This is a genomic window from Solirubrobacter soli DSM 22325 (genome assembly GCF_000423665.1).
GTDB classification, from domain to species: Bacteria; Actinomycetota; Thermoleophilia; order Solirubrobacterales; family Solirubrobacteraceae; genus Solirubrobacter; species Solirubrobacter soli.
Genome location: NZ_AUIK01000001.1, coordinates 289,224 through 315,928, shown reverse-complemented (window position 1 = coordinate 315,928; position 26,705 = coordinate 289,224). Strand labels below are relative to the sequence as shown.

At 69.6% G+C, this 26,705-nt stretch carries 20 protein-coding genes; 9 read left to right on the top strand and 11 right to left on the bottom strand.

The window, feature by feature from the left end; all coding sequences use genetic code 11:
* Nucleotides 1-154 precede the first annotated feature (154 nt).
* The 6 genes from G569_RS0101540 to G569_RS57025 all read right to left on the bottom strand — a co-directional run bounded on the left by G569_RS0101540 (nucleotide 155) and on the right by G569_RS57025 (nucleotide 9,312).
* On the bottom strand, nucleotides 155-931 hold the full coding sequence (locus G569_RS0101540; RefSeq protein ID WP_028062102.1) for a VOC family protein: 777 nt from the start codon (nucleotides 929-931) through the stop codon (nucleotides 155-157).
* Nucleotides 924-2,225: an acetamidase/formamidase family protein gene (locus G569_RS0101535; RefSeq protein ID WP_028062101.1), complete on the bottom strand. Its 1,302-nt coding sequence runs from the start codon at nucleotides 2,223-2,225 to the stop codon at nucleotides 924-926. The genes G569_RS0101540 and G569_RS0101535 overlap by 8 nt, the downstream gene beginning before the upstream one ends.
* Before the next feature lie 5 nt (nucleotides 2,226-2,230).
* Nucleotides 2,231-2,422 carry a MoaD/ThiS family protein gene (locus G569_RS0101530; protein ID WP_037494162.1) on the bottom strand — a complete coding sequence of 64 codons (192 nt, stop codon included), beginning with the start codon at nucleotides 2,420-2,422 and terminating at the stop codon, nucleotides 2,231-2,233.
* 50 nt (nucleotides 2,423-2,472) lie between these two features.
* The gene (gene recD2 / locus G569_RS0101525; protein ID WP_028062099.1) at nucleotides 2,473-4,584 is read right to left on the bottom strand and encodes an SF1B family DNA helicase RecD2; all 2,112 of its coding nucleotides are present in this window, start codon (nucleotides 4,582-4,584) and stop codon (nucleotides 2,473-2,475) included.
* Nucleotides 4,585-4,667: 83 nt separating this feature from the next.
* Nucleotides 4,668-6,683 (bottom strand): DUF2357 domain-containing protein, encoded by a 2,016-nt coding sequence (locus G569_RS60745; RefSeq protein ID WP_169542041.1) that lies wholly within the window; start codon nucleotides 6,681-6,683, stop codon nucleotides 4,668-4,670.
* A 181-nt stretch (nucleotides 6,684-6,864) separates the two neighbouring features.
* The gene (locus G569_RS57025; RefSeq protein WP_157591749.1) at nucleotides 6,865-9,312 is read right to left on the bottom strand and encodes an McrB family protein; all 2,448 of its coding nucleotides are present in this window, start codon (nucleotides 9,310-9,312) and stop codon (nucleotides 6,865-6,867) included.
* A gap of 50 nt (nucleotides 9,313-9,362) precedes the next feature.
* On the opposite strand from G569_RS57025, the gene G569_RS62165 reads away from it, so the two are divergent.
* From G569_RS62165 to G569_RS0101495, 3 genes are read left to right on the top strand one after another with little or no spacing between them, the layout of a single operon-like run.
* Entirely contained in the window at nucleotides 9,363-9,809 is a 447-nt protein-coding gene (locus G569_RS62165) for a DUF4365 domain-containing protein (protein WP_157591748.1), read from the top strand.
* Between the two features lie 23 nt (nucleotides 9,810-9,832).
* Nucleotides 9,833-10,666 (top strand): winged helix-turn-helix domain-containing protein, encoded by an 834-nt coding sequence (locus tag G569_RS44735; RefSeq protein ID WP_157591747.1) that lies wholly within the window; start codon nucleotides 9,833-9,835, stop codon nucleotides 10,664-10,666.
* The gene (locus tag G569_RS0101495) at nucleotides 10,666-11,502 is read left to right on the top strand and encodes a sterol desaturase family protein (protein ID WP_028062096.1); all 837 of its coding nucleotides are present in this window, start codon (nucleotides 10,666-10,668) and stop codon (nucleotides 11,500-11,502) included. The genes G569_RS44735 and G569_RS0101495 overlap by 1 nt, the downstream gene beginning before the upstream one ends.
* On the opposite strand, the gene G569_RS0101490 is transcribed toward G569_RS0101495, so the two are convergent.
* The 3 genes from G569_RS0101490 to G569_RS0101480 are packed head-to-tail and all read right to left on the bottom strand — an operon-like array spanning nucleotide 11,486 to nucleotide 14,182.
* On the bottom strand, nucleotides 11,486-11,833 hold the full coding sequence (locus G569_RS0101490) for a cupredoxin domain-containing protein (RefSeq protein WP_028062095.1): 348 nt from the start codon (nucleotides 11,831-11,833) through the stop codon (nucleotides 11,486-11,488). The two genes, G569_RS0101495 and G569_RS0101490, sit on opposite strands and share 17 nt — an antisense overlap.
* On the bottom strand, nucleotides 11,830-13,098 hold the full coding sequence (locus G569_RS0101485; protein WP_037494160.1) for a right-handed parallel beta-helix repeat-containing protein: 1,269 nt from the start codon (nucleotides 13,096-13,098) through the stop codon (nucleotides 11,830-11,832). Before G569_RS0101485 ends, G569_RS0101490 begins: the two co-directional genes overlap by 4 nt.
* A 25-nt stretch (nucleotides 13,099-13,123) precedes the next feature.
* A complete protein-coding gene (locus tag G569_RS0101480; protein ID WP_084284023.1) occupies nucleotides 13,124-14,182 on the bottom strand; it encodes a multicopper oxidase domain-containing protein in 1,059 nt (352 codons plus the stop codon).
* A gap of 69 nt (nucleotides 14,183-14,251) precedes the next feature.
* On the opposite strand from G569_RS0101480, the gene G569_RS57020 reads away from it, so the two are divergent.
* A complete protein-coding gene (locus G569_RS57020) occupies nucleotides 14,252-14,809 on the top strand; it encodes a TetR/AcrR family transcriptional regulator (protein WP_169542040.1) in 558 nt (185 codons plus the stop codon).
* Complete coding sequence (locus G569_RS0101470) at nucleotides 14,806-15,723, top strand: endonuclease/exonuclease/phosphatase family protein (protein ID WP_211232881.1); 918 nt, start codon at nucleotides 14,806-14,808, stop codon at nucleotides 15,721-15,723. The genes G569_RS57020 and G569_RS0101470 overlap by 4 nt, the downstream gene beginning before the upstream one ends.
* Before the next feature lie 126 nt (nucleotides 15,724-15,849).
* Here the strand turns inward: G569_RS0101470 and G569_RS0101460 are convergent, their stop codons facing one another.
* Nucleotides 15,850-16,425, bottom strand: coding sequence for a TetR/AcrR family transcriptional regulator (locus tag G569_RS0101460; RefSeq protein WP_028062090.1), 576 nt, complete (start codon nucleotides 16,423-16,425; stop codon nucleotides 15,850-15,852).
* Nucleotides 16,426-16,490: 65 nt separating this feature from the next.
* On the opposite strand from G569_RS0101460, the gene G569_RS0101455 reads away from it, so the two are divergent.
* Genes G569_RS0101455 through G569_RS0101440 form a run of 4 tightly spaced genes read left to right on the top strand, consistent with a single transcriptional unit; the run spans nucleotide 16,491 to nucleotide 25,738 of the window.
* Nucleotides 16,491-17,366 (top strand): oxidoreductase, encoded by an 876-nt coding sequence (locus G569_RS0101455; protein ID WP_037494158.1) that lies wholly within the window; start codon nucleotides 16,491-16,493, stop codon nucleotides 17,364-17,366.
* Nucleotides 17,367-17,396: 30 nt separating this feature from the next.
* The gene (locus G569_RS57015; RefSeq protein WP_053225689.1) at nucleotides 17,397-20,618 is read left to right on the top strand and encodes a hybrid sensor histidine kinase/response regulator; all 3,222 of its coding nucleotides are present in this window, start codon (nucleotides 17,397-17,399) and stop codon (nucleotides 20,616-20,618) included.
* Nucleotides 20,615-21,019, top strand: a complete 405-nt coding sequence (locus tag G569_RS44720; RefSeq protein ID WP_037494437.1) for a response regulator — start codon at nucleotides 20,615-20,617, stop codon at nucleotides 21,017-21,019. Before G569_RS57015 ends, G569_RS44720 begins: the two co-directional genes overlap by 4 nt.
* Nucleotides 21,020-21,052: 33 nt before the next feature.
* Nucleotides 21,053-25,738 (top strand): NAD-glutamate dehydrogenase, encoded by a 4,686-nt coding sequence (locus tag G569_RS0101440; protein WP_028062088.1) that lies wholly within the window; start codon nucleotides 21,053-21,055, stop codon nucleotides 25,736-25,738.
* On the opposite strand, the gene G569_RS44715 is transcribed toward G569_RS0101440, so the two are convergent.
* The gene (locus G569_RS44715) at nucleotides 25,713-26,690 is read right to left on the bottom strand and encodes a molybdopterin-dependent oxidoreductase (protein ID WP_053225688.1); all 978 of its coding nucleotides are present in this window, start codon (nucleotides 26,688-26,690) and stop codon (nucleotides 25,713-25,715) included. The two genes, G569_RS0101440 and G569_RS44715, sit on opposite strands and share 26 nt — an antisense overlap.
* Between the last annotated feature and the right edge of the window lie 15 nt (nucleotides 26,691-26,705).

Sequence of the window (26,705 nt, the reverse complement as noted above, 5' to 3'; positions counted from 1 at the left end):
GTTGATCGGCCGGCGCATCGTCCGCGCGGGCGCGGGGTGAGGCGGCGCGCGGGCTCCGGGGGGTGGCCAGGGAAACCGTCCTCAGAGGACGGTTTTCCTTGCCACCCCCGCCGGCGGGCGCCGGGCGCGGTAGGGGCCGCGCCCGGCTGGCGTTCTACGACTGCAGTGCGGCGACGCTGAAGGAGGCGCCCCAGGGGTCGGTGACGGTCGCGATGCGGCCGATGTCCGGCATGTCGAACGGCTCCTGGAGCATTGATCCGCCGCGTTCGATCGCGAGGGCGGCGGTCGCGTCGGCGTCCTCGACGGCGAAGGAGACCCCCCAGAACGCCGGGGCACCCTCGGGCATGCCGGGAGGTGGGGACATCAGGCCGGCGACGGCGTGGTCGCCGAGCATGAAGAGGACGTACTCGTCGCCGCCGAAGCGCTGGGTCTCGGTGGCGAGGCCGAAGACGACGCCGAAGAACGCCGCGGCGTCCTCGGGATGGGGTGTGATCAGTGTGTTCCAGGCGAGGCTGACCGGCTCGTTGACGAGTTCGGCGCCCTTGTGGTTGCCGGCCTGCCAGCCGCCGAACGCGCCGGCGGCGGGGTGGCCGAAGAAGCCCATCCGGCCGGCGTCCATCACGTCCATCGGGTCGAAGAAGGACTCGCCGCCGAACTCCTTCACGCGATCGGCCAGGGCGTCGACGTCGTCGGTGGCGAAGTAGGTCGACCAGACGACGGGCTGGCCGTCCTGCATGAGCGGGCTGACCCCGGCGACCTTCTTGCCGCCCGAGAGGAAGAAGCGGTAGCCGCCGGTCTCCTCGACGGTGCCGGTCGCTTCGGTCGTCCAGCCGAACAGCTCGCCGTAGAAGGCGGCGGCGTTGTCGACGTCGGGCGTCGCGAGATCGACCCAGCTAGGTGTCCCCGGGGCGAATCCGTCACGTTCAGGCATACAGCTCCTCGGCGTAGGTCTTCAGTCCGGCGGCCTGCAAAGCGCTTGCCGGCGCACGGAACGTCACTTGGACGACGCCGGGCGCGCGGCCGATCTCGATGGCGCCCGCGATCGTCGCCCGGTTCATGACCTCCGGCACGCTGAGGCCGAGCAGCTCGGCGGCGCGACGCAGGCCGTTGTCGGTGGCGGAGTTCAGGTCAGGGCCGGTGCCGATCACGGAGATCGGCAGCGAGTCCTCGATCGCGCCGACGCCCTCGCGCGCGGCCAGCGCCTCGGCGCGCGAGCGCTCGGCGGCGGTCAGCGGCTTGGCCAGGAACGGGAGGTCCTCCTCGAGCGGGAAGAGCACCGGGCCATCGATCCCGAGGCCCTTGATCACGGTGACCTGCAACGTCACGGTGCCCGCCACGTCGGCGGTGTGGCCGGCGATCTCGCCGTCGCCCTGCATCGCGTGCATGTCGCCGAGGTAGACACCGCCGCCGGGGATCTTCACCGGGCAGATCAGCGTCGCGCCGGCGCGGACGGCGTCGATGTCGAGGTGGCCGTCGGTCTTGTGCTGCTGCAAGGCCTGCGCGTCGAGCGCGAACTTGTGCGGCGCGCCCACGAGGAAGGCGCCGAAGTCGCCCGCGTTGTGCGAGTCGGGCAGCGTGGTCGACGGCGAGGTCCCGAGCTGGCCCAGGAAGGGGCGCATCCGCGTCACCAGGCCGACGATGTCGTGCGGCGCGAACGTCAGGATCGGGTTCTGCACAGAGTTGTCGGGGAGCGCGGCGGCGCGCTTCGCGTCGTGGGCGAGTTCCTCCGCGCGGGCCTGGTCGACGGTCACGCCGAGCTGACCGTCGAACGCGACCGTGTAGCCGTTGGTGAAGGTGAACGGGGTCGCGTCGGCGCCGCAGTTGACGCACCGCACAGCCTGCTGGCCGATCCCCTCGATCCGCGTCTCCGGCCACTCGGTCCCGCAGCTCGCGCACACCGGCGCGCAGTACGGGTCGCCGTTGAAGCGGCCCTCCATCGCCTGGTCGTTGCCGGAGGCGGTCGCGAGCGATGTCACCGCGATGTCCTTGATGCGGATCGCGATCGCGTCGCCCACCTCGGCGCCCTCGACGAACACGGGCGTGCAGACCTCGTGCCCGCCCTTGATCGCCGGGGTGATCATCGGCCCCCAGCAGCCGGGCGCCGAGTTCCAGACGATGTGCCCGCCGTCGGCGACCGGGCCGGCCATCGGCACATCCGGGCCGAGCGTGCCATCCGTGAAGGTGTCCACGACCACGGTGCGCCGGGTCGTCGTCTCGATCGCCATCAGCCTCAACCTCCGGAAACGGGTAGAAGGAGCGCGACCTCCTGGCGATCGGCCAGGATCTGGTCGCGGGTCACGTGCTCGCCCGCCACGACCGGCAGCACGGAGCGCAGGGCGGGTGCGAGCTCAGGCTCGTCGTCGGCGAGCCGCGCGAAGAGATCGGCGACGGTGGCGCCCTCGGCCACCTCGACGGTCCGCAAAGGCGCGGCCGAAAGGCGCGCCAGCCCTGCGCCAAGGCGAACACGTACCGTCACGCTTCCGCAAGCCTAACCCCGAGGCGTGAGAAGCGCCGTGACGTGTCGGGTGTCGCCGCCGCGCGGGCGACCACCTGGCGGGTGCCGATCACGAGCGTGGCGACCTTCGCCCGGGTCATCGCGGTGTAGAGCATCTCGCGGCGCAGGAAGTAGGGGCCCGCGGCCGGGTGGGCGATCACGATCGCGACGGGCAGCTCGATCCCCTGGCCCTTGTGGATCGAGCACGCGTACGCGAGCTGCAGGCGTGGCGCCTCCTCCTCGGGCAGCTCGACCATCAGCCCGTCGGCGGCGACCATCAGCTTCTCGTCGCGATGCTCGAGCAGGCGCAGCATCGTGCCGTTCATCAGGCCGAGCTCGTGCAGGTTGCGGCCGGAGAGCATCAGCTTGTCGCCGATCCGCAGGCGGCCGCCGAGGACGGGCTCGCCGCGCGAGTTGAGGGCGTGGCGGAGCCGGGTGTTGATCGCGTCGATGCCCAGCGCGCCGCGGTAGATCGGGGCGAAGACCTGGATGTCGGTCAGCGGGTCGACGCCGTAGTGGTTCGGGAGCCGTTGGGTGACGAGCGACTCGATCTCGTCCAGCGCCTGACCCGGGTCGGTGCGCTCGATCAGGAACAGGTCGCGCTTGACGTTCTCGCCGGGGGTGAAGTTCGGCTGCTCGCCGCGGCGGACGGCGTGAGCGCCGCGGACGATCATGCTTCCCGCCGCCTGCCGGAAGATGTGGGTGAGCTCGGCGACGGGGACGACCTTGGTGGCGACGAGCTCGGCGAACGGCTTGCCGGCACCGACCGGCGCCAGCTGGTCCGCGTCGCCGACGAGGACGACGTGCATGTCGTCCCCGACGGCGCGCAGCAGCGTGACGAGCAGCTCGAGGTTGGCCATGCTCGTCTCGTCCACGACCAGGAGGTCCGCGTCGATCTCGTCCTTGGTCGGCCCCTGGCCGGGGATCCACCCGAGGGCGGAGTGGATCGTCGACGCGTCCATGCCGGTCGACTCGGCCATGCGGCGGGCCGCGCGGCCGGTGGGGGCGACGAGCGCGATCGATGCGCGCTGCGCTTTCGCCGCGGCGCAGATCAACCGGATGGTCGCGGTCTTGCCGGTGCCGGGGCCGCCGGTGACGATCGACATGCGGGAGGCGAACGCGGCCTCCACCGCATCCCACTGCTCTGGGGCCGGGACGAGATCGTCCGTGCTCGCCGCCGGCGGCTTCAGGACCGACTCGGCGTCGCGAAGGCGGCGGATGGTCTCTGCGAGCTCGGCCTCCAGCGCGGCCGTCGGCGGGCGGTAGGCCCACACGACGTCGTCCTCTTCGAGGTGGATCTGGTCGGCGGCGAACATGTCCTGGAGCAGCTCGGCATCGGGCGCCGGGCCACCGAGGAGCTTCCCGGCCGCGGTGGCGAGATCGGGGACGGGGAGGCAGGTCGAGCCGTCCCGCTCGGCCTCGCTCAGCACGTGGATGACGGCCGCGCGCTTGCGGCCGACGCTGTCGCGCGGGACGCCGGCGGCGCGGGCGATCGTGTCCGCGATCGCGAACCCGACGCCGAAGACGCTCGTCAGCTCGTACGGGCGCTGGCGCACGACCTCATGCGCGCGGTCGCCGTACTCCGCCGCGATCCGCGGCACGAGCCACGCCAGGCCGTGCGGCGCGAGCAGGAGGTGCAGCGCGCGGGTGGACCTGAGCCCGTTCCACGAGCGGATCGCCTCGTTGACGCGCTTCGTGTTCAGGCCGGCGGCCCGGAACGCCCCCGCCGGGTCCTCGTCGATGGCGAACAGGACGTCGTCGCCGTAGCGCTCGAGCAGGCGTGCGGCGCGGCCCATGCCGATGTGCTTGACGCGTCTGAGGTACGCGATCAGCGCCTCGTCACCCGAGGGCGGCACCGACTCGGCGACGCGGACCTTGACCTGCAGCCCGAACCGCTTGTCGTCCGCCCACACCCCCTCGATCCGCACCCGCTCGCGCTCCTCCAGGTGCGCGAGCGTCCCGACGAGGACGACGTCGTCGCTCGCACGCTCGGCGTCCACGACCGCGAAGCCGGTGTCCTCGGCCGCGAAGCGCAGCCGCCGCACCACCACCTCGTCCGTGAACGCCGCCCCCGGCTCGCCGTCGATCATCCGGGAACGACCGTACAACGCCGTTCGGTCAGGGTGGACGCGAACGTGTGTTTCGTTGCGGTTGCGATGCAGTTTCGTAGCGATTAGCTGCCGGCCGACGCGGTTCGAGCGAGGTCCAGCCAAGAGAGGACACAGGGGTGGTCGACGGCCAGGAATTGCGTGAGGTCGATATCGCGAATCCACCGCGGGGCGTCATCGATGGGCTCCACGCGACAGCACATGGCCACCTCCGCGAACGGGTTCCGGCCCGAGTACCACTCGCTGACGCGACGAAAGAGGCACCGATCGGTCACGACGTCGCCGTGAAACAGAATCAATTGCGCCGACGTGTCGACCCGATGGTTTGGCAGCGCGCATTCGCGCGACATCAGAACGGCCTCGAGTTCGTCACGATGATCGACCTCCACCAGCAGAACCGACGTGTCTGCCGGTGGGAGTTCCAGCCAATCCATAGGAGGTGCAGGGGCCGGAATGAGCGATTCTCCGATCGCCACGCGCCGCTCCCAGAATCGGCGTCGTTCGTAGCGCGTTGCCTGACTCGCCGCGTGAACAAGCACCTCATTGAGGAACCCGCGTAGCTCGTCACGCCCGGACACGCCGCCGCCATCATTTGCCGGCCGCAGCGGAAACGCCCCGATGCCTGGGAGCGCTTCTGAGTCAAGAGCGAAACGCTTCACCGTGGTGCCCGGGAAGAGCACGTATGCGCCGGCCGAAGAGCGAATCGCATCGCGGTACGCGTGCATCTTCACGAGGTCTGCCGTCTTGCTGAGGCCGAGGCTCTCGACTGGCTGTACGTCGTCGGAGAGGACGAGATCGGCCGCCGCTGCCTGGGTTTGATCGACGCGATACTTCGCATCGAAGTGCAGCCAAGTCTCAAAGCGGTCGGAGTCGCCACCAGATAGCCCTGTTAGGGGACGAATGCGAACGGAACAGTCGGGCCGCAGTTCGAGCGACCACGATCCGCTACCTGGCTTGTCCGTTGCCTTGAATGATCGGTTGAAGAAGAGCCCGATTTTCAGACGTCGGCCGGCGATCGTCGTCTCCCACTCCAACTGCGAGGTCTGGCCCTTCCGCAGCCCAAGGGCCATGCCGCCGCTGACCGAGTGAAACAGCGAATGGCTCGCAGTTGCCTGCCCGCACATGTCCGCCAGCAAGTTCGCGAGTTGGAGAAAACACCAGTACTCGTACATTGTGGCGACGCTGCGCTGGCTGATTCGCACCGGATCTTCGAGATCAATTGCGAGATCGGCGCCGGCGCTGGACACCATCCAGGCTGCGAAGAGTTGGCGATAACCCTCCCGCTTCAACAGCACCTGGTTGCCCTGAGGAAACGTCGTCAACGCGCCAACTGAGCGAAACAACGGGTGGGCGAGCCATTCGTCGAGTCGCTCAAGCACCTGCGCAGTCGCGTCGAGAGCGCGTCGCCGTGGCGCCCCACTGAGGTGCCTGGCAGCGTCACGCGTAATCAGCGCGACCGCTCGCCAATCATCCAAGGCGAAACGCACCAGACGATTCGGCAGGGTGTCTGGGGTTGTTTCATGGCGTGTGACCTCGACGTTCCGCGGCAGGCTGTTCAGCGACGTCCCAGGCGGTGCGTCAGGCCAATCGCGGCGCGGACGGCCTCTCACGAGGGCCCGTTGGAGCGCATGACCTCCGCCTAGTGGACAAGAGGGCGGTCGATACTCAGTCTCGCTCTGCCACGCCTGGTGCGGACGACTGAGGATGTGTCCGATGGCAGCTTGGAAGTCGGTGTCGCTAAGTCGGGCGTGGACCATCGCGAAGCGCCGGTAAAGCAACTCGGCTGATGCGGATTCGCTCGATTCGAAAGCGCCGGCGGCGGGTTGGAAACCCTGTACGAGCGCTTCTGCTGCGAACTCCGAAACGTCACGCAGCATCTGCCGGTATTCCGTCTCGTACTCGAGTTTTGCGCTGCGCACTTCGAGCGTTGTGGAAGACCGACGATTGCCCGCGATGACTTCGACGGCGAGGTGTCCGACAGCTTCGGCGGGAGCGAACTCCCCGGCCCGACCGGTGTTGTCGTCGGGCTTGAACAACTCGGCGGGCTCGATCCGCACCGGGGCCTCGTCGTCGAGTGTCACCCGATACCGATATCCCTGTGCCTCGCGGGTTTGCACGACGGGTTCCGACGCAAGTCGGCTGCTGTCGCCTGACCGGTCAACCAGCGCCGCGGGATCCTGCCGCGGGCGAGTTGCAAGCTCTAGCGTTCCTATGGCGCGACCAGTGTCGTCGCGCAACGGCAACGAAGCGACACGAAGGTCGTCACTCACTGAAACTCACGAATTGATTCGCGAGCAGCGTCCGCGACATGCGATCGAGTTTCGCGCGTGTAGCACGGAGCCGAATGTCGGCGCTGCTCGGCTCCTCACTTTCGAGTTCCTGTGCCGACGCGCTTGGGTTCTCGGTGAAGCGGGTGAGCCGTCGTAGTACCGGCTCAACGCGACGGCGCGAGCCATGGATGCGCGGCAATACCTTGAGCAAGACGATCAGGTCCAGCGCGTCGTCACTGTCTCCGTTTCCCGCTCCAGACAGGCATGCCGCGAAGCGCAACGCCTCATAGAAGACGCGATGCCCGAACTCGTCGCCCGTGAGCGACAGCGCGGCATGCAAGCGCTTAAGTGCGGCGGCCAGTTCGGCGCGCGCTGGATGCGGATGCTCGAGGTGCCAGCTTGGGTCCTTCGCGATACGCGCGAATCCACGAACGACGGCGGGATCTGCCGGCAACGCGGGCGTCGGCTTCGCGAGTTCTTCGAGCAACTCGTCCGTCTGGGTCCGTACCTCGAACGTGAAGGCACGATCCAACACCTTCGGCGAGAAGAGGTAGGTCGTCTCGTCGACGTTTACGGTTCCGATGACGAACAGGTTGGTGGGGAGGGCGACTTCTGCTGGCTCGTCTGTTCGGACATGCCATGCACCGTCCATCCGCTCAAGGTTCGGAAGCACCGGCTCCCCGCTCTCGACTCCGGAGAGGAAATCCGAGAAGTACCGCTCGACGTGAGCCAGGTTCATCTCGTCAAGGAGCAGGAGATACGGGTCCTGCGCATGGCATACGGCGTCGAGCATGAACGCGAGCGATGCGGGGACGTGCCATGCACGCCGACCATCCGGCGCCGGTGGACGCAGCGCGTCTTCGTAGCCAAAGAGGCTCTCCGGCCCCGTCCAATCTGGACGGACCGGGACCACGAGTGAGCGTGGACGATTGGGTGCGCTCAACCATTCGCCAAGCCGCAGAGCGAGCTGCGTCTTTCCGCTGCCCGATAGACCGGCGAGGATCACGAACGGTTTCGCGACCAGGGCGGCGAGCACTCCCTGCACGCGCTCGCTCGCGATCAGCAATCCGGATTCTTGGACGGCTTCGACGAACGAGGCGTTGATCTCCGCCAGGCTCGGCTCACGTGGAGGCGGCGGGATGACTCCTCCCCCAATCGCTTCCCGGAACTCGTCGAACGTCGCCTGCAAGAACTCGACGAAGCCACGGCTCAGGGGAAAGAGATATCCCTGCTGAACGGAGCCGACGCTGGTAAACGGGCCGCCGGCGCGCCATTCCATCGGGATCTCGCTCAGCGGAATCGGCTGCTGCAGCGTGCGGTATTCGGCTCGGACGAGACGTCCCTCTTGTTCCCACTCACCACCGCTCAGGCTGTCCGGCTTTGTTGCGTGGACAGCGGCGGCGGTGACGTGGCTGATCGCACGGATCGCCGCGCTGTAGTGCACGATCCAGTCGCCCGGTCGAACGTCGGTCATGCGCTCCCAGTGATGGAGCATCATCCCGTTCTTTGAGCGCAGTGGCGCCCACAGGATGCCGTCGTCTCGTTCGGCGGTCCAGGTCTTGCCCTGGTTGACCCAGAACCAACGCGGGCCCTCGTCTTGATCGTCCGTGTCGTCTTCGGGGTCGGGCCGGGCGTCTCGCCACTGTTGGGAATACGGACCCTCATAGAAATCGACGGGCCGCGATCCCGGTTCGCGTTGTGCTTCGAGGTAGTGCCTGATGTCGAAGAGTCGCTGGTCGCGATCTTCGCGCAATTGGCCTCCGGCGGCTTGGACTTCGTCAGCGAAGGCCTCGACGATCTGACGCTTGTGTTCACCGCTGAACACGCGTTCGAAGTCGTCCGGTCGGAGCAAGTGGAGGAGCACGTGCCGCATCTGTACCCGCAGCCCGGGGTCGCCGGCGTCGGCGAACGCCTCGAGCCTCCACGGGTCGTCGAGAGTCTTGCCCCGGTCCTCGACAGTAAGGCGCTTCATTCGGAGGCTGAAGTCGAGAAGGTAAGCGAGCTGGAGATCGCGCCGGGCGTTGTAGCGCGCTCCAGGGTGACCATAGCCTTGCTCGAAGGCGGCGCGTAGCTCCGGCCAGTGTGGCGCGGAGGTCGGATCGAGGTGTCCGAGCGCCCGGCGAACAAGCTCAGCCTTCTTCGGCGCTTTCATGATCCGGAACGCTGGCATTGCGTAGACGGCGATCGCCTCGCCGGCAAGCCAACGAACGTCGTCGCTGGCATCCGACAGCTGTGATGCAAGACGCGTACCAAACCGACTTTCATCGCTGTCCGACGGCTGCTCGAGCCGCTCCTGCAACTCGAGCAGGGCATCCACTGTCCAGAATGAGCGGTCGTCGAAAAGCAGCGAGCCGTCCTCGACGAGGCACCGCTCGGCCCAACGGCGGCCCATCAAGTCAACGTGCTCGCGTCCCACTCCAGGGATGCCGTAGCGTGCCATCGGCGAAATGTATACGTCAGTCGGCTGAGCGGTATGGAAAGCTCTCGCGGATGACTGGCGAAGGCTGGCAGTGGTCCACCCTGTCGCGCGGAGAGGTCCGCGATCGCGCCCGAGAGGTCGTCGCCGGCGCGCTCGAGCGCAGTGGCTATTCGACGACTCGCGAGGGCTCGATTATCACCGCCCAAGGCCGTGGACGCGCGATCGAAGTGCACGTTCGCAGCCTCCGAAAAGTGACTTACCAGTTCTGGGAGAAGCGCAGGTTCGACCTCGCGGAGGGTCGCTACGGCGCGCTGGTGCTCCTGTTCGACGGCCAGCCGCCGGCCTCGTATCTGATTCCGTCGCTTGCGTGGACATCACCGACCGCGTTGCTCGTCGATCGGAACTACGAAGGGCTCGCGAGCGAGCCCGAGTGGGGGTTGAACCTGTCGGGGAGAACGCTCCCCACGCTCGATGCGTACCGGCTATCAGTGGTTCTTCGTACGCTCGACGAGCTCTAGCTGCACTGGTATAACCAGTTGCCGTGACTGGTCCAACCAGTACGGTCTCAGGGCAGATCCACGCTCGGCTACGGGCGGAGATCCTCGGCGGCCGGTTCGCGCCCGGGGACGCGCTGCCGTCGGAGCGGACGTTGAGCGAGGAGCTCGAGACGAGCCGGCACGCGATCCGCGAGGCCTTGAAGCGGCTCCAGCAGGCCGGGCTGGTCACGATCAGCCAGGGCGGGGCGACGCGGGTGCGCGACTGGCGCCACCACGGGGGCCTCGAGCTGCTGCTCGAGGGAGAGTTGCCGGAGGCATTGCAGGCGCGGCGGGCGGCGCTGGAGATGCGCGCGTGCGTGGGCGCGGACGCGGCCCGGCGGTGCGCGGCACGAGCGGACGTCGCGCGCAAGGCGCAGATCACCGCGCACGCGGCGCAGCTGGCGGCGCTCGACGACCTCGTCGCGCGCAATGCGGTCTATGAGGTCATGTGGGATGAGATCGTCGACGGCGCCGACAACATCGCTTACCGGCTCGCGCTGACGACGCTGCTGGCGCGTGGCGACATCGTCTCGGTCGGCGTCGAGGCCGTGCGCGGGGAATTGCAGGATGCGGCGGCGATCGGCGCGCTGGCGGCGGCGATCGCGGCGGGGGACGAAGAGGGCGCGCTCGCGCGGGCGCGCGCGCTGCTGGAGCGCTCGGCGGGCGGCGGCGAGGTCGCGCGGGGCGGCGAGGTCGCGCGGGGCGGCGAGGTCGCGCGGGGCGGCGACGCGGCGCGGGGCGGCGACGCGGCGCGGGGCGGCGACGCGGCGCGGGTCGGCGAGGTCGCGCGGGGCGGCGGCGCCGGCCTCGCGGGGCAGGGCGAGGGGGCGGGCGGCTGATGGCCGAGGTCCTCTACTACGCGATCCCGTTCTTCATCCTGCTGCTCGTCGCGGAGTACGCGTCGTTCCGGCACCTCAACGACGACGATGACCTGGTCGGCTACGACCTCAAGGACACCGGGACGTCACTGAGCATGGGGATCGGCAACGTCGTCATCAACGTCGGGTGGAAGCTCGTCGTGGTGGCGATCTACGCGGCGCTGTACGAGTTGACGCCGCTCAGACTCGACCCGCACAACCCGCTGACGTGGGTCGCGCTGTTCTTCGCCGACGACCTCGCCTACTACTGGTTTCACCGGGTCAGCCACGAGAGCCGGGTGTTCTGGGCGAGCCACGTCGTGCACCACTCGAGCCAGCACTTCAACCTCTCGACCGCGCTCAGGCAGACGTGGGTGCCGATGACGTACTTCCCGTTCTGGCTGCCGCTGCCGCTGCTCGGCTTCCCGGTGTGGATGATCCTGCTCGCTCAGGCCTGGTCGCTGATCTACCAGTTCTGGATTCACACCGAGCGGATCAAGCGCCTGCCGAGGGCGATCGAAGCGATCTTCAACACCCCCAGCCACCACCGCGTCCATCACGGGATGAACCACGAGTACCTGGACAAGAACTACGCGGGGATCCTGATCATCTGGGACCGCATGTTCGGCACGTTCGAGCCCGAGCAGGAGCGGGTGAAGTACGGGCTGACGACCCAGCTCACCACCCACCACCCGGTCAAGGTGGCGTTCCACGAGTACATCGCGCTCGCCCACGACGTCAGGCGAGCGCGCGGCGTCAAGACGAAGACGCAGGTCCTGCTCAGAGGCCCGGGCTGGCGGCCTACTTCCGAACCTTGATCGTCATGGTCATCTCGTGGTGCAGCGTGCACACGAGCTTGTAGGTGCCCGCGACGGTGAGCTTGCGCTTGAACGAGTAGTCCGTGGAGGCGGCCTCGGACTGGAACTTCTTCACGCCCTTCGGGCCGCTCTTGAGTTTGACGTCGTGGACGTCACCCGCCTGGTCGAACCCAGGCCACTTCCACGTCACCGTCGTTCCGCGAGACACGGTCACGGTCTTGGGCGTGTAGAAGTTGTCGCCGACGTTGATCGTCTTCTTCGCGGCTCCCAGCGCCAACGCCGGCGTCGCGCCCACCAGGAGCGCGACGCCGATGACCATCACCTGCTTCACGAGCCGAAGATCTCCAGCGGCGTGAAGCCGGCCTTGGGCGGGTGGTCGTGCTTCTTCCAGGCCTGCACGGCGCTCTCGCCGGTCCAGCCGATCATCGCGTTCTGGACGTCCTTGCTGAACGCGTTCGTGCCGCCGCAGCCGGCGAAGGTCGACGCGTCGGCGGGGAACGTCGAGGTGACGCCGGTCAGCGAGAAGCAGTTGTTGGTCCCGTTGCCGTCGTAGGAGATGTCGTAGCCGTTCGCGTCGGTGCCGTTGAGACCGAACTGGTTGTTCTCGATGACGTTGTTCGCGAGGGTGCGGGCCTCGGGCGTCTTGCTCACGAGGATGCCCTCGATCGCGGCCACGCCGTTGAGGTAGTTGCCGAAGATGCGGTTGTTCTCGACGCGGTTGCCCTTGCCGCCGAGCAGCAGGACGCCGGTGCCGACGGGCGCCAGCGCGGCCGTGCCCTCGGTGCGGACCGCGAACGGCGGCTTGCCCTGGTGGAAGTTGAAGTTGTTCCAGAAGATGTCGTTGTCGGTGATCACGTTGTCTTCGGCGGGCGGGAACTTCTCGCTGTCGAGCGCGTTCGGGACGATGCCGAGCGCGTTGTTGTAGAAGCGGGACTTCGTGATCGTCACGTAGCGCATGTTCGTGGCGCTGAAGCCGATCGGGGAGCCCCAGCCGGACACGTTGCGGACGATCGAGCGGATCGGCTTGTCCTGCGGCGGCGTCTGCCCGATGTAGAAGGCGCCGTCATTGACGTAGTAGGCCTCGGAGTTCAGCATCGAGCCGCCGATGGTGTTGAACGCGTACAGGCCGTACACACCCGTCTGCTTGGCGATCAGGTGGTTCATCGTGTAGCCGTTGAGGTTCGTGAAGAAGAACCCGTTCGACTTGTAGCCCTGCGCCATGAAGCCGTCGACGGTGACCTCGTCGGCGTCGTTGACGAAGATGCCGTTCTGCATCGACCCGCGAGCCTTCAGCAGCACCTTCTTCGGGTCCTTGGCGTTGCCGATCAGCTTCAGGTAGCGCTTCTTGGAGCCGTTGACCTTCACGGCCTCCTGGTAGGTGCCGTTCTTCACGCGGACGGTGTCACCCGCGCGAGCCTTGTCGACCGCCTTCTGGATCGCCTTGAAGTCACAGCCCTTCTTGCAGACCGTGTACGTCTTGTGCGGCCCCTTCGGTGCAGCCTCCACCGGACCCGGATCCTTCGGCTCGGGGTACGTCTGCGCCCCGGCCACGGCCGGGAACGCCAACACCATCAACACCGCCAGCAACGTACGCAACGCGCTCTCTCCTCTCACTATGGAACTACGGGTCGACGAGGTACCAGCCCGCCATCCCCGCGTCCTGATGCGAGAAGACGTGGCAGTGGTACAGCCAGCGACCCGGGTTGTCCTCGACGAAGCGGGCCGTGACGGTCTCGTTGGGCCCGAACGTCGGGTTGTCGATGAACACCCCAGCGGCATTGCGCCAGCGATGCCCGTGGATGTGGAACGTGTGGAAGTTGGAGTCCATGCCGATCGCGTGGATCTCAACGTCCTCGCCCACACGCGCGGTCAAAGTCGGAGTCGACCCCGCGTATGCGCGCCCGTTGAAGCAGTGGAACGTCGTGTCGAGTCCGGTCACGGGCGGGGGGAGCATGTGCGCGAACAGCGTGTACGCGCGATCCGGCCACTTCGCGCCGCGCGGGCGCACGACGATCGACCCGAACAGCCCGCGGAACGTGTTCAGCGTGTGGTTGGGACCGTGGTCGTGATACGGCCAGGTGCCGACGCTGTCGGGCGTGCACTCCCACTGGTAGGTGAACGACTCGCCGGGCGCGATGAACCCGCCCGCGTGCGTGAACTCACCCATGTAGGCGCCGTCGTACTCGGGGTTGTACTTGACGCCGTGCGGGTGCATCGTCACCGCTTGGTTGAGCTTGGTGTCCCCGTTGCGGAAGTGCACGACGAGCACGTCGCCGACCTCCGCGGTGAGCATCGGCCCAGGGATCGACGCGCCGTACTTGTAGTCGGCGAACCCCGTCGTCATCTCGCGGTAGATGAACGCGGTGAACGTGTTGCGCCCGCCCTCGACCGCGTGGTTGTGCCACTCGTCGCGGCGCGCCGGCGTGATCGACAACCGAGCGGTCTCGGCCTGGATCCAGTACTCCTTGCGCACGCCGCCGGGCGCCGGCTGGATCTGCGGCACGGCCTGGGCAGCGGCGGCGCCGCGCGGGCGACCAACCCGCGCGGCTGCCAAGTCCGCCTGCTTCAAAGCCCGGGGTGAATCCACCGAGAACTTCTCGCCGCCGATCGTGCACAGCAGGGCAGCACCGCCCGCGGCACCGAAGAACGAGCGACGAGTGCTCCGTGACTCAGACCCCATGACCGTCGCTGAATCTAGTACGCGTGTACTGCCTTTGCAAGTACGAACGTACTGGTTATGCTGGCCGCAGTGACGCGCGCCGAAGCCTCACAGCGGGTGCGGGAGTCGATCGTCGAAGCGACCGTGGAGATCGCCGCGCGCGAGGGCGTGGCCGCGGTCACCCACCGCGCGGTGGCCAAGCAGGCGGACGTCTCGCTCTCCTCGACCACCTGGCATTTCGCCACCAAGGGGGACATCCTCGAGGCCGCGTTGCGCTGGACGGCCGAGCAGGAGCTGGCCCGGATCGGCGAGATCGCCGAACGCTTGGACGGCACCGAGTTCGACCCGAAGGCCTGGGCCGAGGAGCTCGCGGACTGGCTGATCGCGCAGGTGACGACCGAGCGCGACGTCGCGGTCGCGCTCTACCGGCTGCAGATCGAGCTCGCCGACTCACCCGCCGCCCGCCGCACCCACCAGGACTGGGGGCGCGGCCTCAGGGCATTGGGGGACGACGTGGCGCCCGAGCTCGACATCCGCCTGATCGTCGCCGCGCTCGACGGTCTGCGGCTGAGCGTGCTGCTGTCCGGTGAAGATCCCGAGTGGCTGCGGGACGCGGTGCGTCGCCAGCTGCAAGCCTTGCTCGGGTGACGCTGACGATCGCGACCTGGAACCTGGAGAACCTCTTCCTCCCGGGCACCGAAAGTGGCCCGCCCGACCAGGCGACCTACGACAAGAAGCTCGCGTCGCTGGCGAAGCTGATCGACGAGATCGCCCCCGACGTCCTCGCCGTGCAGGAGGTGGGCGACGAGCAGGCGTTCGAGGACCTTCTGTCCGTCCTCACCGGCGACTATCGGTCGCGGCTCTCGCCCGACGCCGACGATCGCGGGATCCGCGTCGGCTTCCTCGCCAAACACGACTTCGAGGACGTGGAGCGGATCCGCGCCTTCCCGGCCGGCACCGACCCGGTGCGTCTGGAGGACGACGGCACGACCACGACCGAGATGGGCCGCGGCGCGCTGCGCGTGCGGGTCGCGGGGATCGACCTGATCACCGCCCACCTGAAGTCCAAGCTGTTGACGTACGGGGGCCGCTTCCAGCCGAAGGACGAGGACCAGCGCGCCCGCTACGCCGGCTACGCGCTCGAGCTCCGCGCCCAAGAGGCGATCACGCTGCGCCATCACTCGACCGCGCTGCTCCAACAGGGCCGCACCGTCGTCGTGCTCGGCGACCTCAACGACGAGCCGCTCGCCGCGACCACCCAGATCCTGCTCGGCCCGCCCGGCTCGGAGTTCAAGACCGGCGGCTTCGGCGTCCCCGACAAGGGCGACGCGCAGCGCCTGTGGAACCTCGCGCCGATGCTCCCCGAGGGCCGCGCGTTCAGCCGCATCTTCAACGGCCGGCCTGAGCTGATCGACCACATCCTCGTCAGCCGCGCACTCGCCACGACGCTCGAGTCCGCCGACACCGGGACGACGCAGCTCCCGTCGGTCAGCGGTCCCCGCCCCGCGTCCGACGGGTCCGATCACGCCCCCGTCTTCGCCCGGTTCACCGACTTGAGCTGATCTTCAGGCCCGGCGGGAATCCTTCGTTCATGAGCAACGTCGAATACCTCCCCGTTCGGACGTCTGACGGCTCCCTCGCGCTCCGCGTGGTCCTGCTCACGCCCTTCGAGCGGCTCCGCCGCTTCCTCAAGCGACTCTAGGCCGCAACCCGTCAAGCAACCGCTCGACCGTCGCCGGGACGATCTCGTCCAGGTCGGCGGCGGCGAGCATGCCGTTGTTGACCATCGCCGCCAGGCCGTGGAACGCGGCCACCGCGACCGTCGCGACGGGCTCGAACTCGCCGCCCACGACCTCGCCCGCGGCCTGGGCTTCGACGATCCGGGCCATCGGCGCCGTGAATGCCTGATCGGACGCGGCTCGCACGGCGTCGGAGCGGTGCTTGCCCGCCCACATCAGGTCCAGCAGCGCCGCGTGGTCGATGGCGAAGCTGACGTAGGCGTGCGCGAACGCGAGCAGGCAGGCTTCGAAGTCCTCGTTCTCGCTGGCCTCGCGCAGCAGCGCACCCAGGCGCAGGAAGCCGTCTTCCGCAAGGGCGTCCAGGAGCGCCTGCTTGTCCGCGAAGTGGCGGCGGGGTGCGGCGTGCGAGACACCCACCTCGCGCGCCAACGCCCGCAGCGACAGATCGCCGCCGTCCGCGAGCGCCGTCTCGGCCGCGCTGAGCAGTGCCGCGCGCAGGTTCCCGTGGTGATAGGTCGCGGTCAAGACGCTGCAAAGCTTAGCTCGATGTTGTCATTGACATCATTGTTGTCAGCGACTACATTGAAGGCATGAACCTTGGAGACCAGACCGGCCGGACCTTCGTCATCACCGGCGCCAACTCGGGCATCGGGCTCGCCGCCGCGAAGCAGCTCGCCGCCAACGGCGCGAAGATCGTCCTGGCCGTGCGCAACACGGCGAAGGGCGAAGAGGCCGCGAACGCGATCGAGGGCGACACCGAGGTGCGCGCGCTCGACCTCGCCGACCTCGCCAGCGTCAGAGCCTTCGCGCAAGCCACCACCGAGCCGATCGACGTCCTGATCAACAACGCCGGCGTGATGAACGTCCCGTTCGCCCGCACCGCGGACGGCTTCGAGATGCAGATCGGCACCAACCACCTCGGCCACTTCGCGCTCACCAACCTGCTGCTGCCGCAGATCACCGACCGCGTCGTCACCGTCGCCTCCGGCGCGCACCACTTCGGCAAGATCCGCCTCGACGACCTCAACTGGGAGCAGGGCTACAAGCGCCACGCGGCCTACGGGCAGGCCAAGCTCGCCAACCTGCTGTTCATGGCCGAGCTGCAGCGCCGCCTCGACGAGGCCGGCTCGCCGGTCCGCTCCGTGGGCGCCCATCCCGGCTGGGCGGCAACGAACCTGCAGACCCGCAGCGGCAACCGGGTCGAGGACGTGCTGATGGTCGTCGGCAACCGCCTGATCGCCCAGAGCGGCGACATGGGCGCCGAGCCGACGCTCTACGCCGCCACCGCGGACATCCCCGGCAACAGCTACGCCGGCCCTGACGGCCGCTTCGAGCTGCGCGGCCACCCGACCCTGGTCGGCCGCAGCAAGGCCGCCACGGACACGCTCACCGCCCGCCGTCTGTGGGATCTCTCGGAGGAGCTCACCGGCGTCGGTTTCCCGCGCGGGGTCACCGCAGCGGTTTGACCGTCGTCACCACAGGGGATATTCCCCTGGGTGGCAACTCCACGGTCGCTCGCGCGTGCGCTGAGTCCCGCCGTACTGCTGGCGCTCGCCGTCGCCGTCGCGATCGCCGTCCTCGTCGTCGATCACACGAACTCACGCGCCACGCTCGACCGGACGAGCTCCTGGCGGGAGAGCCTCGCGACCGTGCGCGGCAACGCGACGCTCGCGCGTCTGCACGCCATGCAGGGCAAGCCGTCCGAGGCCGCGGCTGACGCGCGGCGCGCCGACGCGGCCTGCGGCGGCTTCGAGGACGAGGTCCCCGCCGGCCCGCTGAAGGCCAGCGTCACCCGCCTGTGCGACGACGTCGCCGCGGTCGGTCGCGACCAGCGCGACGAGGGCGCGTTCCAGCGGATGCTCGCCACCCGCGAGGACGTCGTCGACGAGATCGAGGCCGAGCGCCGCGACGACGAGCGCTTCCTGCTGCGGCTGGAGGTGGTCCTCGCCGTGCTGCTGATCGCGCTGTCGGCCGGCGGGGGGCTTGCGCTGCACCGCTCCCGCCGGCGGCTGGCGAGGCTCGCCGAACAGCACCGCGCGATCCTCGACTCCGTCGGCGACGGCATCGCGACGGTCGACGCCGAGGGGCGCGTCGTCTACGCGAACGAGATGGCCGCGCGGATCACCGGCTGGGCGAACCCCGTCGGCCGCAAGCTGGAGCCGGACACGCCGGCGGTCGCCACCCTGCGCGACGGGCAGCGGCACGAGGGCTCGAGCCGTGCCTTCACCCGCGACGACGGGACGCGCACGGTGGTCGACTACGTGGTCACGCCGCTCACCAAGAGCGGCCGCGTCGTCGGCGCGACGGTGATGTTCCGCGACGTCTCCGAGCGCGCGCGGGCCGAGCGGCGCTCCAAGGCCGAGCACGCCGCGGCGCGCGTCCTCGCCGAGGCGACCAGCGTGTCGGAGGCGACGGACCAGCTCTCGCACGCCGTCTGCGAGGCGCTCGGCTGGGAGTTCGGCGGCGTCTGGCTGCTCGACGGCAGCACGCTGCGGATGACCTCGATGTGGTCGCCGCACACCGAGCTGCTCGACAAGATCCGCGAGGTCGGCGGCAACCGAGTCACGTTCGCGCGCGGCGAGGGCTTCGTCGGCGCCGCGTGGGCGGCGCGCACGCCGATCTGGGTCGCGGACGTCCAGGGCGACGATCGTCCGAACGCGTCCACGATCATCCGTGAGCGCGGGCTGCACGCCGCGCTCGCGGTCCCGGTGATGAGCGACGGCCGCTGCCTGGGCGTGCTCGAGTTCATGGACACCTCGATCCAGGAGCGCGACCTGGACTTCGAGGCGACGATGGCATCGATCGCGGGCTTCCTCGCCCAGTTCATCGAACGCCGGCGCGCCGAGCAGGAGTTGGTCATCGCCCGCGACGAGGCTCTGGACTCGTCGCGGCTGAAGTCCGAGTTCGTGGCGAACGTCAGCCACGAGATCCGCACGCCGATGAACGGCGTGCTGGGCATGATCGAGCTGCTGCTGGACTCCCAGCTCGACGAGGAGCAGCGCGGCTTCGCCGAGACGGTACGCGCGTCGGGCCGGGCACTGCTGGCGATCATCGACGACATCCTCGACTTCTCGAAGATGGAGGCCGGCAAGCTCGAGCTCGACCCCACCGACTTCGACGTCCGCGACGCGGTCGGCGACGTGATGGAGCTGCTCGCCTCGCGGGCCCACGATCGCGGCCTCGAGCTGCTCGCCCGCATCGCCGACGACGTGCCCGCGGCCGTGCGGGGCGACGAGGGCCGCCTGCGCCAGATCCTCACCAACCTGGTCGGTAACGCGGTCAAGTTCACGCACGAGGGCGAGGTCGTCGTCGCGGTGGGCAAGCAGGACGGCAAGCTGCGCTTCGAGGTCCGCGACACCGGGATCGGTGTCGACCCGGAGCGCGTCGAGCGCCTCTTCGACTCCTTCGCGCAGGCCGACAGCTCGACGACCCGGCGCTACGGCGGAACGGGCCTCGGCCTCGCGATCAGCCGCCAGCTCGCGGAGATGATGGGCGGCGAGATCGGCGCCACGAGCGAGCCCGGGCACGGGAGCACGTTCTGGTTCACGGTCGACCTGCCCGTCGCGGAGGCGCGACCCCCGTCGTTCCCACCTGAGCTGGCGGGCCTCGACGTCCTCGTCATCGACGACAACGCGACCAACCGCGAGATCCTCGAGCGCCGGCTCGCCTCCTGGCGCATGCGCTGCGAGACCGCGACCGACGGCGTGAACGGGCTCCAGCGCGTCCGTGAGCGCGAAGCCGCGGGACGCCCGTTCGACCTGATCCTGCTCGACCATCACATGCCCGGGATGGACGGGCTCGGCGTGGTCCGCGCGCTCGCCGGCGGCGGTCCGCGCGTGATCCTGCTCTCCTCCGCCGGCCCGGGCGGCGTCGAAGGCGCCGCCGCGACCCTCGCCAAGCCGGTTCGCGACTCGCGCCTGTACGACGCGATCGCCACCGTGATGAGCGCCGGCGCGCCAGAAGTGCTCGCACCGGTGCCCGTGATCGACAAGAGTCCTGCCGATGGCGCATCGATCCTCCTGGCGGAGGACAATCCGACCAATCAGGCCGTGGCGATCAACATCCTGCGCAGGCGGGGATATCGCGTCTCCGTCGCCGCCGACGGCGGCGAGGCCGTGGAGGCGCTGCGCCGCGAGCCCTTCGCCGCCGTGCTGATGGACTGCCAGATGCCCGTGCTCGACGGCTACGCCGCGACCGCCGAGATCCGGCGCATGGAGGGTGACGCGCGGCGCACGCCGATCATCGCCATGACCGCCCACGCGATGGAGGGCGATCGCGAGCGCTGCATCGCCGCGGGCATGGACGACTACCTCGCCAAGCCCCTGCACGCGGACGACCTGCACGCCGTGCTGCAGCGCTGGATCGCCGCGACGCGCCCGGTGGTGGTCGACCAGGCGGTCCTGCGCGCGCTCGCGCGCGACGTGGGCGACGACGCGATCGTGGAGGAGATCTGCGACCTGTTCCTGACCGAGGCGGGTCCGCGGCTGGAGGCGATGCGAGCGGCGACGCGCCGAGGTGACGCAGAGGCGCTGCACGTGCACGCGCACACGCTCAAGGGCGCGGCGTCGAGCGTCGGGGCGGCGATGGTCGCCAACGCGGCGGAGGAGATCCAGACGCACGCGGCCGCCGGCGACCTCGTGGGCGCTGACGCGTGGCTCACGCGTCTCGCCGATGCGGTGGACTTGACGCGGACGGCGCTGGGAAGGACCCTCGCATGAGGATCCTGGTCGCCGAGGACGATGCCGTGTCGCGCCGCGTGCTCGAGGCGGTCCTCGAGCGCATGGGCCACGAGTGCGCGGTGACCGCCGACGGGAACGAGGCGTGGGCGCGGCTGGCCGACGGCGAGGGCGCGCCGGAGGTCCTGATCACCGACTGGATGATGCCCGGGCTGGCTGGGCCGGACCTGTGCCGCAGGGTGCGCGAGCGCTACGGCGAGAGCGTCTACGTGGTGATGCTCACGGCGCTGTCGGGAGAGGCGCACGTGCGCGCGGCGATGGACGCCGGCGCCGACGACTTCCTGACCAAGCCGCTGGACCGTAACCAGCTCCAGATGCGGCTCGCCGTCGCCGAGCGCTTGCACGCGCTACGTGCTCGTGTCCACGAGCTGGAGGCGCGTTGACCTCCTGAGCCCGAGAGGCGTAGCGTGCGGCGCATGTCCACGGGTACGCAAGCGGTCGAGTCGGAGCTCATCGAGTCCGTATGTGAGCGGGTGCGCGAGCGAGTCGCGCCGGAAGAGGTCCAAGAGGCCGAGGCGTTCGTCCGCGCGTACTACAAGGGCGCCCCCGCGGAGGACCTGCGCGGCCGCGAGCCCGTCGACCTCTACGGCTCCGCGCTCTCGCACTGGACGTTCGGCCGCGAGCGGCCCGAGGGAACCTCGCTCGTGCGCGTCTACAACCCGACGTTCGAGCAGCACGGCTGGCAGTCGCCGCACACCGCGATCGACATCGTCTCCGACGACATGCCGTTCCTCGTGGACTCGGTGAGCATGGAGCTCAGCCGCCGCGAGGCCGGCATCCACGTGCTCGTGCACCCGGTCATCGGCGACGAGTCCTACATGCACATCGAGATCGACCGCCAGGCGGGCGGCTTCGAGGAGCTGGCCGACGCGCTGCGCCACGTCCTCGCGCAGGTGCGCGCCACGGTCGAGGACTGGCAGCCGATGAAGGCGCGCCTGCAGGAGCTGATCGACGAGCCGGCGCCGGCGGGCGTGGACCCCGCCGAGGTCGACGAGGGCAAGGCGCTGCTGGCCTGGGTGGGCGACCACCACTTCACGTTCCTCGGCTACCGCGAGTACTCGCTCGAGGGCGAGGACCTGCGCGCCGACGAGGGCTCCGGGCTCGGTCTGCTGCGCGGCGGCGTCGGGCACGTCTCGACCGCGTTCGCCAAGCTGCCGCCGGCGGTACGGGCCTTCGCGCTCGAACCGCACCTGCTGGTGATCACCAAGGCCAACGCGCGCTCGCCGGTGCACCGGCCCGCGTACCTGGACTACATCGGCGTCAAGCGCTTCGACGCCGACGGCAAGGTGATCGGCGAGCGGCGCTTCCTCGGGCTCTACACCGGCCTGGCCTACCGCGCGCTGCCGTCGGAGATCCCGATGCTGCGCCGCACCGTGGCCGCGGTCCTGGACCGCGCGGGGTTCCCGCCCGGCAGCCACGACCACAAGGCGCTCAACGAGATCATCGACACGTTCCCGCGCGACGAGCTCTTCCAGATGACGACCGACGAGTTGTTCGAGGTCGCACGCGGGATCCTCGACCTCGGCGAGCGTCAGCGCGTCAGGTTGTTCTTGCGCACGGACCGCTATGAGCGCTTCGTCTCCTGCCTGGTCTACCTGCCGCGCGATCGCTTCAACACGGCCAACCGCCTACGCATCGGGGAGATCCTGAGCGAGGCGCTCGGCGCCGAGTCGATCGACTGGGGGCTGCGGCTGACCGAGTGGGTGCTGGTGCGCATCCACTACACGCTGCGGATCGCGCCGGGGCAGTTGAAGAGCGTGGACGTCGCCGAGCTCGAGGCGCGGATCGTCGACGCGACGCGCGCGTGGAATGACGAGCTCCAGGCCGTGCTGACCGAGGAGGCGGGCGAGGAGGCCGGGATCGCGCTGTTCCGGCGCTACGGCGGCGACGCGTTCCCGGCCGCGTATCGCGAGGACTCGCACCCGCGCATGGCGATCGCCGACGTGCAGCGACTCGAGAAGCTCGACGGCGAGGACGCGCTGGATCTCTCGCTCTACCGACCGCTCGAGGCCGCTCCAGGTGTCCTGCGCTGCAAGCTCTACCGCCGCGGCGGGCGGGTCTCCTTGAGCGACGTGCTGCCGATGTTCGAGTCGCTCGGGCTGACGGTCAGCGACGAGCGGCCCTATGAGATCACGCCGCGCGACGCCGAGCCGGCCTGGATCTACGACTTCGGGCTCGTCGCCTCCGGGGACGTCGACGCGGATGCGATCCGCGAGCGCTTCCACGCCGGCTTCGCGCGCGTCTGGCACGGCGACGCGGAGCTCGACGGCTTCAACGGGCTGATCATCGGCGCCGGACTGGACTGGCGCGAGGTCGTGCTGCTGCGCTCGGTGGCGCGCTACCTGCGCCAGGCCGGGATCCCGTTCAGCGACCGCTACATGGAGCAGACGCTGCTCGGACACACCGGCGTCGCGGGGCTGTTCGTGAAGCTCTTCCACGCGCGCTTCGACCCGGTGGGCGACCGCGCCGCGGCGAGCGGCGTGGTGGACGAGATCGAGCACGAGATCGACGCCGTCGACTCGCTCGACGAGGACCGGATCCTCCGCGGCTTCCTCAGCGTCATCGAGGCGATGCTGCGGACGAACTACTACCTGCCAGGCCCGAAGCCGTACGTCTCGTTCAAGCTCGACCCGACGCGGATCCCGCTCGTCCCGCTGCCGAAGCCGAAGTTCGAGATCTTCGTGCACTCGCCGCGGGTCGAGGGCGTGCACCTGCGCGGCGGGTCGGTCGCTCGCGGCGGCCTGCGCTGGAGCGACCGGCGCGAGGACTTCCGCACCGAGATCCTCGGCCTGATGAAGGCGCAGATGGTCAAGAACGCGCTGATCGTGCCGGTGGGCGCGAAGGGTGGGTTCGTGGTCAAGCGGGCGGGCGACGACGTGGTCGTCAACTACACGACGTTCATCAGCGCGCTGCTGGACATCACCGACACCTACAACGCGGCGGGGGAGGTCGTCCCGCCCGCCCACGTCGTGCGCCACGACGGTGACGATCCGTACCTGGTGGTCGCGGCCGACAAGGGCACGGCGACGTTCAGCGACATCGCGAACGGCGTGGCGGAGTCCTACGGCTTCTGGCTGGGCGACGCGTTCGCGTCCGGCGGCAGCGTCGGCTACGACCACAAGGCGATGGGGATCACCGCGCGCAGCGCGTGGGTCTCCGTGCAGCGTCACTTCCGCGAGCTCGGCGTGGACGTCCAGACGGAGGACTTCCGCGTCGTCGGCATCGGCGACATGAGCGGCGACGTCTTCGGCAACGGCATGCTCCTGAGCGAGCACATCCGCTTGGTGGCCGCCTTCGACCACCGGCACATCTTCCTCGACCCCGAGCCGGACGCGGCCGCCTCGCACGCGGAGCGGCGGCGGCTCTTCGAGCTCCCGCGCTCGTCGTGGGCGGACTACGACACGTCGCTGATCTCCGAGGGCGGCGGGGTCTTCCCGCGCACCGCGAAGTCGATCGCGCTCTCGCCGCAGATCCGCGAGGCGCTGGACGTCTCCGCCGAGCACCTGACGCCGAGCGAGCTGATGTCGGCGATCCTGCGCGCGCCGGTCGACCTGCTCTGGAACGGCGGCATCGGCACCTACGTCAAGGCCAAGACCGAGACGCACGCCGAAGTCGGCGACAAGGCCAACGACGCCCTGCGGGTCAACGGCGGCGAGTTGCGCGCGAGGGTGGCGGGCGAGGGCGGCAACCTCGGCTTCACCCAGCGCGGGCGGATCGAGTTCGCGCTGAGCGGCGGGCGCGTGAACACCGACGCGATCGACAACGCCGGCGGGGTCAACTGCTCCGACCACGAGGTCAACATCAAGGTGCTGCTCGACACGGTCGTGGCCGAGGGCGACATGACGACCAAGCAGCGCAACGCGCTGCTGGCCGACATGACCGACGCGGTCGCCGAGCGCGTGTTGCGCGGCTCCTACACGCAGACGCAGGCGCTCTCGCTGGCGCGGGCGCAGGCGCCCGCGATGCTCGACGTCCACGACCGCGTGATGCGCGACCTCGAGGCCGCGGGCCGGCTGGACCGGGCGCTGGAGGCGCTGCCCGACGGGGAGACGATCGCCGAGCGGCGCCACGCCGGCCTCGGGCTCACGCAGCCGGAGCTGGCGGTGCTCCTCGCCTACGCGAAGATCACCCTCTACGCCGCGCTGCTCGAGTCCGACCTCCCGGAGGACGGCGCGCTGGACGCAGAGCTCGACCACTACTTCCCGGACCCGCTGCCGGAGCGTTTCGGCGACGTCATGCGGCGGCACCGGCTGCGGCGCGAGATCGTCGCCACCCGCGTCACCAACGACCTGATCGACCGAGCCGGGACGACGTTCGTCTTCCGCCTGCGCGAGGACACCGGGGCGTCGCCGGCCGACATCGCGCGCGCCTCCGTCGTCGCCCGCGAGGTGTTCGGCGTGCGCGCGCTGTGGGCGGAGATCGAGGGGCTCGACGGGATCGTCGCGGCCGAGGTCCAGACCGAGATGCTGCTCGCCTCCCGGCGCTCGGTCGAGCGCGCGACGCGCTGGCTGCTGCGCTCGCGGCCGCGGCCGCTGGACATCTCGGCCGAGGTCGAGCGCTACACCGAGGGTGCGCGGACGGTCGCCGGGCTGCTGCCGGGCGTGCTCGTCGAGAGCGAGCAGCAGACGTGGAACGAGCGCACGGGGCGGCTCACCGCGGCCGGCGTCCCGGAGACGCTCGCCGCGCGGGTGGCGACGCAGAGCGCGCTGTTCGCGGCACTGGACATCGCCGAGGTGGCGAGCGTGACCGAGCGGCCGGTCGAGGAGGTCGCGGCGCTGCACTTCCTGATCGGCGGCGACCTGAACCTGCACTGGCTGCGCGACCAGATCGCGGCGCTCCCGCGGAACAACCGCTGGCAGGCGATGGCGCGCGCGGCGCTGCGCGACGACCTGTTCGCGCTGCACGCCGAGCTGACCGCCGACGTGCTGCGCTCCGGCGGGATCGACGCGTGGTTGGAGAGCAACCGCCTCGCCGCCGAGCGCGCCCAGGAGATCCTGGCCGAGATCCGCTCCGGCGGCACGTTCGACCTGACCACGCTGCCGGTGGCGATGCGGGAAGTCAGGAACCTGATCGGCGTCAGGACCCCCGGCCCCGGGCAGTGAGGCTGCTCCACAGCGTCGATGCGAACGCACCCGGGTCGGGCCCGTCATGGAGCTCGACCCGGGTCACCCACTTCACCCAGATGAAGCCGCGCTCGCCGGGCGCGACGAGCCGGACGGGCGCGCCGTGGCCGTGGCTGAGCGGCTCGCCGCCGACGTGCGTGGCGAGCAGGAGGCGCGCCGCGTCGGCGCGGTCGAAGCTCCAGCGGTAGCCCGTGTGGGAGATCACGCGCACGTGGCTGCCGGGCGCGTCGCCCAGCAGGCGGTCGAGCCGGGTCCCGCGCCAGACCTGTGTCGAGTAGAAGCCGCCTGTGCAGTCGAGCGTCGCGGTGAGCTCGTCGCCGGCGTCGAGCTCGGCGGCCGTGAGGCGGCGGTCGCCGAACTGCAGCGTCGCGTGTGTGAGCGGCCGCGGCGCGTCGGCGACCCATGACGTGCTCGGGAACGCGTTGCCCTCGAAGGACGCGACCTCGTATGAGCCGGTGAAGCGCCGCTTCGCGCTCGCCAACCCAGGTGTGCGCTGGAGTTGCCAGAGCGCGACGGCGCCGAGACCGACACCGGCGGAGGCGAGCACCTGGCGCCGGGTCAGATCGCCGCGGCGCGGGCGCTTCGCCCGCCCGACGGCGTGCGTCAGGACCGCCGCGGCGAGGACGGCGCCGAACACGCTGTGGAAGTTGAGCGGGTTGTAGCCGAACACGTTCGGCTTGGCCGCGCTCGACCACGCGATCCCCGTGAGCAGCGTGAGCGCCACGAAGAGCAGCGCGATCAGCCCCGCGCGACGCGTGCCGATCCGTCGCCACACCCGCCGCAGCTTGAACACCAGCACGCCGCTGAGCGCGAACCCGGTGATGTCGTGCGCGCCGAACACCCAGGCGCCACCGAACAGCGTCAGCGCGCCGGTGAGCGCGAGCAGCGTCACGAGCGCGGCGAGCGACCAGTCGGTGCCTCGCGCGTTCATAAAGGGGTCAGGCCC